We start from the raw sequence: 12,454 nt of genomic DNA, 5'->3' as shown, positions 1-12,454 counted from the left end.
ACCTCACCAACTAGCTAATGCGACGCGGGTCCATCCATAAGTGACAGCCGAAGCCGCCTTTCAATTTCGAACCATGCAGTTCAAAATGTTATCCGGTATTAGCCCCGGTTTCCCGGAGTTATCCCAGTCTTATGGGCAGGTTACCCACGTGTTACTCACCCGTCCGCCGCTAACTTCATAAGAGCAAGCTCTTAATTCATTCGCTCGACTTGCATGTATTAGGCACGCCGCCAGCGTTCATCCTGAGCCAGGATCAAACTCTCCAATAAAGTTAGTTTGTCTAGCATCTAAAATAAAAATTGACGTTTCACGTTGTTTGTTTCGTTCAGTTTTCAAAGAACTACTTGGTCGCTCATTTGCGACTTCCTTATGTTAACATCTTCGTTTTTCGATGTCAACTAAGTTTTTCAATTTCTTTTTTGTCGTTTTCTGCGTTTCCGCATCAGCGACGGTTATTAATATATCATGGTGAAAAATGAAATGCAACACCTTTTATAAACTTTTTTTAAAACTGCCCACATTTCTTTTTTTATATCATATACTTAAACGAAATATCTCTTTCATGTATGAGCAATTCCTACATATATTTTATATAAAGTTACTCTATCAAAAGACGTTTCTTTCTATAATAAGCGTTTTATTCATATAGCATATCATACAAGGAGGAATATATATGGACTATACCGATTTATTAATCAAACTAGGTCTCTCGGCTATTTTAGGATTTGCCATTGGTTTAGAACGCGAATTAAAACGGAAACCACTTGGTTTAAAAACGTGTTTAGTTATTTCTATTATTAGTTGCCTCCTAACGATTGTTTCTATTAAAGCAGCTTATAACTTACCACATACCGATCATATGAATATGGATCCACTTCGACTTGCCGCTCAAATTGTATCAGGAATTGGTTTTTTAGGTGCTGGCGTAATTTTAAGAAGAGGCAACGATAGCATTGCAGGGCTCACGACTGCCGCTATGATCTGGGGTGCTTCTGGTATTGGTATTGCTGTTGGGGCCGGATTCTATATTGAAGCGATATTCGGAATGTGTTTCCTTATGATTAGTGTCGAACTTATACCACTCGCAATGAAATATGTAGGCCCTAGATCATTTCGTCAACGTGATATCGCTGTGAAACTTGTTGTACGAAATATGGACAATATCCCAATCGTAATTGAAGAAATAAAAGAAATGGATATAAAAGTTAAGAATATGAAGCTTAAAACATTAGAAAACGGTTCTCACTATTTACATCTTAAACTGTCCATTGATCAAAAAAGACATACCGCTGATGTTTACTATGCTCTCCAGCATCTTGAAAGTGTCCAACAAACTGAAGTGGAAAGTATGTAACGTAAAACAAACTCTCTTTAATTAGAGAGTTTTTCTTTTTTCTATAATGGCAACAATGAATGTAGTCCTACAAAGTAAGGAGGAATAGGCAATTGAAATCCCGTCCGAATTTAGTAGATACATTTCGTGATTCCATTATTTTTCGTTTAATTTGTTTTATTATTGTACTGACTGCTTTTTCCGGTTTTCTTATACATAGATTAGAACCTTTTCATTTCACTACATGGTTTGACGGAATTTGGTGGTCAATCGTTACCATTTTTACAGTTGGATATGGCGACTTTGCTCCCCATACGACGATAGGAAAACTAATAGGTATAAGTATTATTTTATTAGGAACTGGCTTTTGTTCTTATTATATGGTGCTGTTTGCTACTGAAATGATTAATAAACAATATATGAAAATTAAAGGTGAAGAAGCCGCTACTTCTAACGGTCATATGATTATCGTTGGCTGGAATGAGCGCGCAAAACATGTTGTAAAGCAAATGCACGTATTACAACCAAACCTTGATATCGTTTTAATTGATGAAACACTTTCTTTACTCCCAAAACCATTTCATCATTTAGAATTTATAAAAGGTTGTCCGCATCACGATCAAACTTTATTAAAGGCTAATATTGCAACGGCACACACCATATTAATAACAGCTGATAAAGAAAAAAACGAAAGCTTAGCGGATACACAGTCCATTTTAAATATTTTAACTGCAAAAGGGCTCAACCCAAACATTCACTGCATCGCTGAACTTCTTACTTCTGAACAAATACAAAATGCAACAAGAGCTGGCGTGTCAGAAATTATAGAAGGAAATAAATTAACGAGCTATGTATTTACCGCTTCTCTTTTATTCCCTTCCATTTCAGGTGTACTATTTTCACTTTACGACGAAATCTCTGATAATAAATTACAACTGATGGAGCTTCCATCGTCCTGCACCGGACAAACTTTTGCCAATTGTAGCTATACTCTTTTAAAGCAAAACATTCTCTTACTAGGTATAAAGCGCGACGAACAATATATGATTAATCCAGTTCATTCCTTTGTTCTCATTGAAAGCGACATACTCATTGTTATTCACCATTAGTAAAATGACGCTCTAATTCTTGCATGAGCACTTTCCCAATATTGATATATTTTCTTTTCACATCTCCATCTGGATCTTTCGGCTCAGCAAATTGATCCATTCCACTTGTTCCAGCTGTTAAAGTATTCACATTATCATCTAGTTCGTCTTGATATACGTGCGAAAGAATATACGGCGTTCCAAGACGAACTATTACGCCTGGTACATCTAGTTCTCCATCAATGGCTGTAAATGGAACTCGTAAAAATTGATACCCATCTTCTTCATCGATTTTGTAATCGAAGCATCCTTTATCATAATCCCAATTACCACCAATGCTATATCCAAGTGGTTTCATAATCTCTTCTAACTTATATAACGCATATGTACGTCCTTCTAAATTTGATTGAATCGGAATCAAGCCCATCCCTCCTAGACTTTTCCTTTAGCATACCCACTTTAGTTTGAATATACTGATGGACTTTTCGATAAAATAATAAAAAGCGACCGGATTCCGGTCGCTTTTTATTATTTTAAACGCTCTTCTAATTCTGCTTTTAATTCTTCAAATCCTGGTTTACCAAGTAAAGCAAACATGTTTTTCTTATATGCTTCTACTCCAGGTTGGTCAAATGGATTCACGCCTAATAAGTAGCCGCTCATCGCACATGCTTTTTCGAAGAAGTATACAAGGTAACCGAATGTGTACTCATTTAATTCAGGAATATTGACGATTAAGTTTGGTACTCCCCCGTCGCTATGTGCAAGTAATGTACCTTCGTATGCTTTTGTGTTTACGAAGTCTACAGTTTCACCAGCAAGGTAGTTTAATCCGTCTAAATCGTTTTCTTCTGATTCGATTGTTAGTTCATGTGTAGATTTACCTACTTTAAGAACTGTTTCAAATAAGTCACGACGACCTTCTTGAACGTATTGACCTAATGAGTGTAAATCAGTTGAGAAGTTTGCTGAAGATGGGAAAATACCTTTTTGATCTTTTCCTTCACTTTCACCAAATAACTGTTTCCACCACTCAGCGAAGTATTGAAGTGCTGGTTCATAGTTAACAAGCATTTCAATTGTTTTTCCTTTATTGTATAAAGCGTTACGAACTACTGCATATTGGTAAGCTGGATTTTCTTCTAGTTCTGATGTTCCGAAGTCATCACGACCAGCAGCTGCACCTTTCATCATCTCTTCAATATTTAAGCCACTTACTGCGATTGGTAATAAACCAACTGGCGTTAATACAGAGAAACGACCTCCAACATCATCTGGAATAACAAATGTTTCGTAACCTTCGTTATCAGCTAATGTTTTTAATGCACCACGCGCTTTATCTGTAGTTGCATAAATACGTTTGCGAGCTTCTTCTTTTCCATACTTTTCTTCTAATAACTTACGGAAGATACGGAATGCTAGTGCTGGCTCTGTTGTTGTACCTGATTTGGAAATAACGTTAATAGAGAAGTCTTTACCTTCTAATACGTCCATTAAATCTTTCATGTAAGTGGAGCTAATGTTTTGTCCAACAAATAGCACTTGTGGAGTTTTACGTTGTTCTTTAGAAAGCGTATTGTAGAAAGAATGGTTTAACATTTCGATTGCTGCACGTGCTCCTAAGTAAGAACCACCGATACCTACAACAAGTAAAATGTCAGAGTCATTTTTAATTTTTTCTGCGCATTTTTGAATGCGAGCAAATTCTTCTTTGTCATATTGAAGCGGAAGGTCTACCCACCCAAGGAAATCGTTCCCAGCTCCAGTTTTTTCGTGGATTGCGTGATGTGTTACTTTCACTGCATCACGTAAATAAGTGATTTCATGTTCACCGATGAAGGATAACGCTTTAGAATAGTCGAACGTTACATGTGTACTCATCTTTTTCCCTCCAATTATGGATATGTATTTCTGTATTCACTTTAGCGAAACTGAAGTTGTAAATCAAGCGATTCAAACATTGTAAACGTAACCAATATATATTTTTTAGAAAAAGTTCATTTTTTGCATAAAAATTCGCATTTTTCGGTATAGATGTATATACATCTTCTTTCAAACATTTTTTATGTATAAAAACAACATAACTACCCCATTCTATAAAAGAGTTAATTAACTCATCGCTTGCTCATGCTTCACAATTAAGGGGGGCTTTTTCATGAGTACTTTACAACGTATCGCATTAGTCTTTACTGTAATTGGCGCTGTGAACTGGGGACTAATCGGGTTTTTCCAGTTTGACTTAGTAGCAGCCATTTTCGGTGGACAAAATTCAGCTCTTGCACGTATTATTTACGGCATCGTTGGTATATCTGGGCTTATCAACCTTGGTTTACTGTTTAAACCATCTGAAAATCTTGGTACGCACCCAGAAACAAACGAAATTCGATAATCAGTATGTCCTTTCACCTCCGACATACGAATATGATTGCATGCAATCATATTTGCAAATATATATCATAAGATAAAGTAAAAGAGGAACGCTCATATGCGTTCCTCTTTTACTTTGTTAACTCGGACTCTTCAATCCATTCTGCCAACTTTTCTCGCAGCGTATTAAATCCGTTTTCAGATGGGTTCGGTATAAGAATCCTTCCTTGTTTTCTTTTCGCCGCTTTTAACGATAAACTCATTTTTCTGTGCTCTTCATCAATTGAAAGTACCTTTACTTCTACTGTATCGCCGACCTTTAAAAAGTCATGAATATCCTTTACATATCCATTTGTAATTTCAGATATATGCACAAGCCCTTGTGTTTCTGCATCTAACGCTACAAACGCACCGTAATCTTGAATTCCAGTCACTTTCCCTGTTACAACCACTCCTGTTGTATATTGTTCTGACATATGAAACACTCCCATACGTTTACCATTCTCTCTACAATTATAGAGAGCAAAGCAGATATATTTATTTTAAATATCCGATTGGTTAGTACGCATTCTAGATAACGTTATCTAGAATGCGTATACCTTATATTAGTAAATTATACCACTATGACAGAACTCATTCAAAATTCATGAAAAATTTCCCTTAAAGAAGTATAATTATCCAATATTGGGATAGAATACTAACACATGGCTTTCTAGTATTCCCCCCCTTTTATGGACAAAACGTATTACGTTTTGTCCTTTTTTTATTCTCTACAAACCGTTCCATTCTCTTCATTGCTTCCATAAGTTGTTCAAGCGATGTTGCATAAGAACAACGAATAAAACCTTCACCACTTTCGCCAAATACGCTACCAGGGACAACAGCCACTTTTTCTTCCAGCAATAACTGTTCTGCAAATTCCGCTGAAGATAATCCTGTTGAAGATATAGAAGGGAAAACATAAAATGCTCCGCCTGGCACATGACACGTTAAACCCATTTCATTGAAAGATTTCGTCATGAAGTTACGACGCTTCTTATAACTATCTCTCATTCGAATCACTTCATCTTTCCCTGCCCGTAACGCCTCAAGTGCTGCAAACTGAGACATCGTCGGTGCACACATCATTGAATACTGATGGATTTTGAGCATTAATTCTGAAAATTGAACAGGAGCTGCAATCATACCGAGACGCCATCCTGTCATCGCAAACCCTTTTGAAAATCCCGAAATTAAAATCGTATGCTCACGCATATTTTTAATACTCGCGAAACTTGTATATACTTCGTCGTATACAAGCTCTGCATAAATTTCATCAGATAATACAATTAGATTGTACTTCTCAACAATCACTGCTATTTCTTCAAGCTCGGATTTATTTAGCATTGCACCTGTCGGGTTATTTGGTGAACAAAGCAAAATCGCCTTTGTTTTCGCTGTAATAGCTGCTTCAATTTGTTCTGGTAGTACTTTAAACTCATTTTCTAAAGTAGTCGCCACAGGAACTGGAACTCCTCCAGCTAATGTCACAAGTGGTGCATAAGAAACGAAGCTTGGTTCAATAATGAGCACTTCATCATCAGGATTTATAATGGCGCGCATCGCTACATCTAACGCCTGGCTCGCTCCAACTGTAACAATGATTTCATCACTTGGGTCATAAGATACTGCAAATTGTTTTTTTAGATACTTTGCTATTTCTTGACGGAGCTCTAATAATCCTGCATTTGCTGTATATGACGTATACCCTTGTTGCAAAGAACGAATACATGCTTGCCTTACATTCCAAGGGGTAACAAAATCTGGCTCTCCTACCCCGAGGGAAATAACACCTTTCATATTTGCTGCTAAATCAAAAAATTTTCGAATACCAGATGGTTTTAAAGATTCTGCTGATCTAGATAGTTCAAATTGCTTCATGGTGTCACCACAATTCGCTTATCATCATCGTCTTTTTCATAAATAACACCCTCATGTTTATACTTCTTCAAAATGAAATGAGTAGTTGTAGAAACGACAGATTCAATTGTTGCTAATTTCTCAGAAACAAACATCGCTACTTCCCCCATCGTTTTCCCTTCTAATGTAATAGAAAGATCATATGTCCCTGACATTAAATAAACGGATTTCACTTCTGAATAACGATAAATTTGCTCAGCAACCGCATCAAATCCAACGCCGTGCTTTGGCGTAACTTTCACATCGATCATTGCCGTTAAACCTGTATGTTCTTTCACTTTCGTCCAATCAATATGTGTTACATAATCCACAATAATCTGTTCATTTTCTAATCTCGCAACCATCTTCTTTACTTCTTCTACTTCTATATTTAACAGCTTCGCTAATGTATCTACAGATAATCGACTACTCTTTTCAAGACAAGCTAATAATTCTAATTCTTTTTCTGTCACCATATAAATCATCCTTCCTTTTCGTTTGTGTCTAAATTATACAAATACCCTTTCAAGTTTGAAAAGAAGATTTTTCTATTGAATTATGTCAAAATAAAGTGAAACTTTAATCAGCGGAAAAATGCGGGATAAAGCGAAAGGGGATGGAACCGTGAAACCAAAAGTTTATATTGCTGAACCAGTTCCAACATTTGTAGAAAACTATTTATCAGAACACTGTGATTATGAAAAATGGGATCAAAATGAGAAAGTACCTCGTGATATTCTATTAGAGAAAATACAAGATAAAGATGGGTTATTAAATTTCGGATCTGCTATTAATGAAGAATTACTGACAGTAGCTCCTAACTTAAAAGTAGTGAGCAACATTTCTGTCGGTTACGATAATTTTGATTTACAAGCGATGAAAAACCGAAATGTTATCGGAACAAATACACCATACGTATTAGATGATACAGTAGCTGATCTCGTTTTCGCCCTTATGCTATCAGCTGGGCGCCGCGTTTGCGAACTCGATTCTTACGTGAAAAATGGTGAATGGAACGCTGAAATCGGAAAAGAACACTTCGGACTAGATGTACACCATAGCACAATTGGTATTATCGGTATGGGCCGAATTGGAGAAGCCGTTGCAAAACGAGCAAAATTCGGATTTGATATGAATGTTCTTTACTATAACCGCCGTCGTAAAGAAGAAGCTGAACAAAAATTCGATGCTACATATTGTGATTTACAGACGCTACTGAATCAGTCTGACTTTATTGTTCTTCTTACTCCATTAACAGATGAAACATATCACCTTATTGGAGAAAAGGAATTTTCATTAATGAAAGACACAGCAATCTTCATTAATGCTTCTCGCGGCAAAACAGTAGATGAAAAAGCGTTAATCCATGCTTTAACAGAAAAGAAAATCTTTGCAGCAGGTATCGATACATTTACACAAGAGCCGATTCAAAAAGATAATCCACTCTTATCATTACAAAATGTTGTGACTTTACCACATATCGGATCTGCAACATTAAAAACTCGTCAGCAAATGGCCATGACCGCCGCTGAAAATTTAGTTGCAGGGTTACAAGGAAAAACACCGCCTAATATTGTTCGCGGGTAATACTGAATAAACGAAAGGCAAGATGACATCGTCATCTTGCCTTTTTTTGTTAACATATTTTCTTCTTCCTTGGAGATGATATGAACAAAAATCAATGGAGTGACAAAAAATGAATCATAAATATACTTGTCCTTATTTCACTTTTTCCACTCGCGGCACTACTGTTCATTACGAATTGTATGAACATGATAATAAAACAGAACGTCCTACTTTCATACTCGTTCACGGCTTTTTATCTTCCTCATTCAGTTACCGCCGTCTAATTCCTTTACTATCGAAGGAAGGAACAGTCATTGCTCTTGATTTGCCACCGTTCGGAAAAAGTGATAAGTCTCATCTGTTTAAGTATTCTTATCACAATTTAGCAACGATTATTATTGATTTAATTGAACATTTATCTCTCTCAAACATTGTATTAGTTGGGCATTCTATGGGTGGGCAAATTTCTCTCTATGTAAACCGTATACGTCCTGAACTCATTTCAAAGACGATTTTACTATGTAGCTCGAGCTATTTAGCGCGCGCAACCTTACCTTTACTATACTCTTCTTATTTACCGTTCTTTCATTTATACGTAAAGAACTGGATTATAAGGCGCGGCATTGTTCATAACTTAATGAATGTCGTTCATGATCACTCATTAATTGACGATGAAATGAAAAAAGGTTACTCCGCTCCTTTTTATGACGACCGTATATTTCCCGCTTTAACTCGCATGATACGAGACCGTGAAGGTGACTTATCTTCAACTGAATTACAAAAAATCGAAACACCTATCCTACTCATTTGGGGTGAAAAAGACCGCGTCGTCCCTGTACATGTAGGTCATCGTCTACACAAAGATTTACCGAATTCAAAATTTATTTCTTACGAAAATACAGGACATTTACTACCTGAAGAAAAGCCTGAACATGTTTATGAAGAAATTATCGCTTTTTCCGCGCAATAAAATGAAACTTTAATCAGCCTCCACCTAACTTCTTTGCTTCCGCTAAATTTTGAGGTGAAGGTCTTACTACCCAGCAAATAGCGGGATAATATAAAAAAGGCTGTCGGAAATCCCGACAGCCTATAATGAACAGCTTCCGCCTTCTTTTATTACAAGTAATTCCACAGCTAATTTCTCACATTTTTCAAGCGCAGGTACTTCCTCAAAAGACATAAAGTATATATGTTGAATCTTCTTTGCGATATATTTTGGATCGTCAAACACACTTATGACGCTCACAACATCGCTCGCTTCTGTTTCATAAAACTCCGGTCCCATTTGAAACGGATCCCAATTCTTCACAACCTCTATCATCTTTTCATATGTACCCATTCGCTTCCCGCCTTTTCACTTTTTAATACTTTTCTTTATCCTATCACATCAGCTATTCTATAAGAAGAGAGAGAACTTTCATAACTTATTGGTTTTACAGAAGAAGGGAGCAAACTTATGCAACTATTTCATAAAGCAATCAATCGACGTGGAACGCATAGTATAAAATGGGATACATATAAAAACGAAGAACTTATCCATGCTTGGATTGCTGATATGGATTTTGAAGTACCAAAACCAATTCAAACTGCCTTAAAACAACGAATCGAACATCCGATTTTTGGCTATACACTTCCTCCCGAAAATATTGGAGATATTATTTGTAACTGGACAAAACAACAATACAACTGGGATATTCAAAAAGAATGGATTGTCTTTAGCGCCGGAATCGTTCCAGCTCTTAGTACGAGCATACAGGCTTTCACCAAAGAAAACGAATCTGTTCTCGTACAACCACCTATTTATCCTCCATTTTTTGAAATGGTCACAACAAACAACAGGCAGTTATGCGTGAGTCCATTACAGAAACAAAATGATACATATGTGATAGACTTCAAGCATTTAGAAAAGCAGTTTCAGCAAGGCATCAAACTCATGCTTCTTTGTAGCCCTCATAACCCAATCGGACGCGTTTGGACGAAAGAGGAACTTGTGCAGCTCGGATCGTTATGTACTAAATATGACGTAATCGTTGTGGCGGATGAAATTCATTCCGATATCATTTATGCAGACCATACACATACACCGTTCGCTTCCTTATCTGAAGAATTAGCAGAGCGCACTATCACTTGCATGGCTCCAAGTAAAACATTTAATATCGCTGGATTACAAGCGTCGATCATTATCATTCCAAACGAAAAGCTCCGTCATGCCTTTACAGCTATCCAGTATAGACAAGGCTTCCACGGGTTAAATATCTTCGCTTATACAGCGATGCAAAGCGCCTATACAGAATGTAATGATTGGCTAAACGAAATTCGATTATATATAGAAGATAATGCTCAATTTGCTTGTGAATATATTAAAACTCACATACCTGCTCTTTCCGTAACGAAGCCAGAAGGTAGCTTTTTATTATGGATTGATTGTTCTCGTCTAAAGCTTTCTCAAAACGAGCGTACCGCACTACTTGAGGAAAAAGGAAAAATCATCGTTGAACCTGGTGAGAAATACGGGTTAGGTGGCGAAGAACATATTCGAATTAACATCGGCTGTCCACGATCTGTTTTAGAAGAAATTTTAAACAGACTGCGTCATACGTTTTCATAATAAGAAAGGAGTCTGCCCCTAATCATTCTTGGGCAGACTCCTTTATCATATTTTGTCGGTAAGTCGATATATTTCAATAATCGCTGATATATTTCAAGTTACGGTCGATATATTCCAATAATCGCCGATATAATTTGAGTTACAGTCGATATATTCCAATAATCGCTGATATATTTTCAATTACATTTCACAAAGAAAGCTACCATTCACGGTAGCTTTTACTTTTTCTTCATATCCGATGCTTTTTTTACAATTACGCCACAAGCAATTCGATCCCCTGATTTACCTGTCGGTTGAGTCATACCATCATCAGGGTTTTCTGTAATAATAATAGACGCTCCATCTTTTCTATGAATCGTCGTTTTCCCTTCTTCAAGTGTAATGTGAGGTGCATCGATTTCTGCTTTAATCTTTCCAGAACCATCTGCAACTACGTTCGGTAAATCACCGTTTTCTGCACCCTTCGGATTAAGGAGTCCATGCTTTTTATTATCAGGATTAAAATGATTCCCAGATGATTCAAATCGTGGTGCTTTACACTCACCAATTTCGTGCACATGTATGCCGTGCGGGCCTGGCGTGAAACCTTCCCCTTTAATCTTAATTTTCACTCCGCTTGTTTGCTGAGTTACTTTCGCAGTCCCCACTTCATCACCTGAAGCATTATGTAATTTCACGTCAATTTCTTTCGGCTTTCCTTGGTCACAACCTGCCATCAGAAATAGTAAACAACAACTGAAAAAAAGCCGTTTTTTCATTTTATTCCCTCCAAAATATATTCTGCCCTTAGATTGTCCGAGCATAGAAGGAAACATACAAAAATGAGTTACTGTTTCTTTTCAGCTAATAGTTTTTCTTCAACTTTCTGTAATCGGTCTGCTTCTCTTTTTGATATACGAATAAACATGCGCCACGTGGCAATAGCACCGATAATAAATAGAACGCAAACAATCCCCGGAATAATATATTCTGTTTTATCTTCCGGAAAATATAAAGGCATCATATAGAACACTCCTTATTATAGGATTTATAAAACATCAGAATTTTCTGTTATATCATTTTAAATTATAGTGCAACCTACCCATATTCTCAAGGGGCGTTCTGAAAACGAAGGATTTCTTTGACTCCTTCCCTCACTTTCCTTACTATAAACTTGAGGTGAAAAATATGAGAGAAACATTTGAAATTGGTGAAATCGTTACTGGTATTTATAAAACAGGAAAATACATTGGCGAGGTTACAAATAGCCGCCCTGGCAGTTACGTCGTAAAAGTATTAGCTGTTTTAAAACATCCGGTGCAAGGTGACTTACATAACGTAAAACAAGCTGACGTACCATTTTTCCACGAAAGACGTGCTTTAGCTTTTCGTGAGCAAACGAACATTCCAGAACAAATGGTGAAGAAATATGAAGGAGAAATTCCGGATTATACAGATTCACTAAAATTAGCATTAGAAACTCAAATGAATTCATTTTCTGAAGATGATTCACCTTTTGCAGAGCGTAGTCTAGAAACATTAGAACAGTTAAAGAAAGACTACAAACTCTAA

The 12,454-nt window shown here is 36.7% G+C and carries 15 protein-coding genes and 1 rRNA gene; 7 read left to right on the top strand and 9 right to left on the bottom strand.

Going from position 1 to position 12,454, the window contains the following annotated elements:
- A 16S ribosomal RNA gene (locus HFD78_RS10885) occupies positions 1–269 on the bottom strand; the annotation flags it as partial.
- A gap of 404 nt (positions 270–673) precedes the next feature.
- Here HFD78_RS10885 and HFD78_RS10880 point away from each other — a divergent pair.
- Together HFD78_RS10880 and HFD78_RS10875 are read left to right on the top strand one after the other, a co-directional pair.
- Positions 674–1,354, top strand: a complete 681-nt coding sequence (locus tag HFD78_RS10880; protein ID WP_000386676.1) for an MgtC/SapB family protein — start codon at positions 674–676, stop codon at positions 1,352–1,354.
- A 92-nt stretch (positions 1,355–1,446) separates the two neighbouring features.
- Positions 1,447–2,442, top strand: a complete 996-nt coding sequence (locus HFD78_RS10875) for a potassium channel family protein (RefSeq protein ID WP_000842320.1) — start codon at positions 1,447–1,449, stop codon at positions 2,440–2,442.
- On the opposite strand, the gene HFD78_RS10870 is transcribed toward HFD78_RS10875, so the two are convergent.
- On the bottom strand, positions 2,429–2,842 hold the full coding sequence (locus HFD78_RS10870; protein ID WP_000612334.1) for a YugN-like family protein: 414 nt from the start codon (positions 2,840–2,842) through the stop codon (positions 2,429–2,431). The genes HFD78_RS10875 and HFD78_RS10870 overlap by 14 nt on opposite strands.
- A gap of 107 nt (positions 2,843–2,949) precedes the next feature.
- Positions 2,950–4,302 (bottom strand): glucose-6-phosphate isomerase, encoded by a 1,353-nt coding sequence (locus HFD78_RS10865; protein ID WP_000103658.1) that lies wholly within the window; start codon positions 4,300–4,302, stop codon positions 2,950–2,952.
- Positions 4,303–4,576: 274 nt separating this feature from the next.
- Between HFD78_RS10865 and HFD78_RS10860 the strand changes: the two genes are divergently transcribed.
- Entirely contained in the window at positions 4,577–4,810 is a 234-nt protein-coding gene (locus tag HFD78_RS10860) for a DUF378 domain-containing protein (RefSeq protein ID WP_000105788.1), read from the top strand.
- Between the two features lie 109 nt (positions 4,811–4,919).
- On the opposite strand, the gene yugI is transcribed toward HFD78_RS10860, so the two are convergent.
- The 3 genes from yugI to HFD78_RS10845 form a co-directional block, all read right to left on the bottom strand.
- The gene (gene yugI / locus HFD78_RS10855) at positions 4,920–5,264 is read right to left on the bottom strand and encodes a S1 domain-containing post-transcriptional regulator GSP13 (RefSeq protein ID WP_000003764.1); all 345 of its coding nucleotides are present in this window, start codon (positions 5,262–5,264) and stop codon (positions 4,920–4,922) included.
- Positions 5,265–5,517: 253 nt separating this feature from the next.
- Positions 5,518–6,708: an aminotransferase gene (locus HFD78_RS10850; protein ID WP_000808539.1), complete on the bottom strand. Its 1,191-nt coding sequence runs from the start codon at positions 6,706–6,708 to the stop codon at positions 5,518–5,520.
- A complete protein-coding gene (locus HFD78_RS10845; protein ID WP_000255698.1) occupies positions 6,705–7,202 on the bottom strand; it encodes an Lrp/AsnC family transcriptional regulator in 498 nt (165 codons plus the stop codon). Before HFD78_RS10845 ends, HFD78_RS10850 begins: the two co-directional genes overlap by 4 nt.
- A gap of 118 nt (positions 7,203–7,320) precedes the next feature.
- Here HFD78_RS10845 and HFD78_RS10840 point away from each other — a divergent pair, with 118 nt between their 5' ends.
- Together HFD78_RS10840 and HFD78_RS10835 are read left to right on the top strand one after the other, a co-directional pair.
- Positions 7,321–8,313: a 2-hydroxyacid dehydrogenase gene (locus HFD78_RS10840; RefSeq protein WP_002005894.1), complete on the top strand. Its 993-nt coding sequence runs from the start codon at positions 7,321–7,323 to the stop codon at positions 8,311–8,313.
- A gap of 109 nt (positions 8,314–8,422) precedes the next feature.
- Positions 8,423–9,262, top strand: a complete 840-nt coding sequence (locus HFD78_RS10835) for an alpha/beta fold hydrolase (RefSeq protein WP_001015858.1) — start codon at positions 8,423–8,425, stop codon at positions 9,260–9,262.
- A 120-nt stretch (positions 9,263–9,382) separates the two neighbouring features.
- Here HFD78_RS10835 and HFD78_RS10830 read toward each other — a convergent pair whose 3' ends face one another.
- Positions 9,383–9,634 (bottom strand): YugE family protein, encoded by a 252-nt coding sequence (locus tag HFD78_RS10830; protein WP_000537645.1) that lies wholly within the window; start codon positions 9,632–9,634, stop codon positions 9,383–9,385.
- Between the two features lie 117 nt (positions 9,635–9,751).
- Here HFD78_RS10830 and HFD78_RS10825 point away from each other — a divergent pair, with 117 nt between their 5' ends.
- Positions 9,752–10,903: a MalY/PatB family protein gene (locus HFD78_RS10825; protein WP_001175818.1), complete on the top strand. Its 1,152-nt coding sequence runs from the start codon at positions 9,752–9,754 to the stop codon at positions 10,901–10,903.
- Positions 10,904–11,121: 218 nt separating this feature from the next.
- Here the strand turns inward: HFD78_RS10825 and sodC are convergent, their stop codons facing one another.
- Positions 11,122–11,661: a superoxide dismutase [Cu-Zn] gene (gene sodC, locus HFD78_RS10820; protein WP_000746503.1), complete on the bottom strand. Its 540-nt coding sequence runs from the start codon at positions 11,659–11,661 to the stop codon at positions 11,122–11,124.
- Between the two features lie 68 nt (positions 11,662–11,729).
- Positions 11,730–11,906, bottom strand: coding sequence for a hypothetical protein (locus HFD78_RS10815; protein WP_000982755.1), 177 nt, complete (start codon positions 11,904–11,906; stop codon positions 11,730–11,732).
- A 164-nt stretch (positions 11,907–12,070) separates the two neighbouring features.
- Here HFD78_RS10815 and kapB point away from each other — a divergent pair, with 164 nt between their 5' ends.
- The gene (gene kapB, locus HFD78_RS10810) at positions 12,071–12,454 is read left to right on the top strand and encodes a kinase-associated lipoprotein KapB (RefSeq protein WP_001209340.1); all 384 of its coding nucleotides are present in this window, start codon (positions 12,071–12,073) and stop codon (positions 12,452–12,454) included.

Source organism: Bacillus sp. EKM501B, from assembly GCF_011800505.1.
GTDB classification, from domain to species: Bacteria; Bacillota; Bacilli; order Bacillales; family Bacillaceae_G; genus Bacillus_A; species Bacillus_A cereus.
The sequence above is the reverse complement of the archived record's forward strand: the minus strand, read 5'-3'. Positions and strand labels throughout refer to the sequence as shown.

What these genes read in the sequence shown, in the direction of transcription:
- HFD78_RS10880 (WP_000386676.1), top strand. Translation starts at nt 674, where the DNA reads ATGGACTATACCGATTTATTAATCAAACTAGGTCTCTCGGCTATTTTA.
- HFD78_RS10865 (WP_000103658.1), bottom strand. Translation starts at nt 4,302, where the DNA reads ATGAGTACACATGTAACGTTCGACTATTCTAAAGCGTTATCCTTCATC.
- HFD78_RS10860 (WP_000105788.1), top strand. Translation starts at nt 4,577, where the DNA reads ATGAGTACTTTACAACGTATCGCATTAGTCTTTACTGTAATTGGCGCT.
- yugI (WP_000003764.1), bottom strand. Translation starts at nt 5,264, where the DNA reads ATGTCAGAACAATATACAACAGGAGTGGTTGTAACAGGGAAAGTGACT.
- HFD78_RS10850 (WP_000808539.1), bottom strand. Translation starts at nt 6,708, where the DNA reads ATGAAGCAATTTGAACTATCTAGATCAGCAGAATCTTTAAAACCATCT.
- HFD78_RS10845 (WP_000255698.1), bottom strand. Translation starts at nt 7,202, where the DNA reads ATGGTGACAGAAAAAGAATTAGAATTATTAGCTTGTCTTGAAAAGAGT.
- HFD78_RS10840 (WP_002005894.1), top strand. Translation starts at nt 7,321, where the DNA reads ATGCGGGATAAAGCGAAAGGGGATGGAACCGTGAAACCAAAAGTTTAT.
- HFD78_RS10835 (WP_001015858.1), top strand. Translation starts at nt 8,423, where the DNA reads ATGAATCATAAATATACTTGTCCTTATTTCACTTTTTCCACTCGCGGC.
- HFD78_RS10830 (WP_000537645.1), bottom strand. Translation starts at nt 9,634, where the DNA reads ATGGGTACATATGAAAAGATGATAGAGGTTGTGAAGAATTGGGATCCG.
- HFD78_RS10825 (WP_001175818.1), top strand. Translation starts at nt 9,752, where the DNA reads ATGCAACTATTTCATAAAGCAATCAATCGACGTGGAACGCATAGTATA.
- sodC (WP_000746503.1), bottom strand. Translation starts at nt 11,661, where the DNA reads ATGAAAAAACGGCTTTTTTTCAGTTGTTGTTTACTATTTCTGATGGCA.
- HFD78_RS10815 (WP_000982755.1), bottom strand. Translation starts at nt 11,906, where the DNA reads ATGATGCCTTTATATTTTCCGGAAGATAAAACAGAATATATTATTCCG.
- kapB (WP_001209340.1), top strand. Translation starts at nt 12,071, where the DNA reads ATGAGAGAAACATTTGAAATTGGTGAAATCGTTACTGGTATTTATAAA.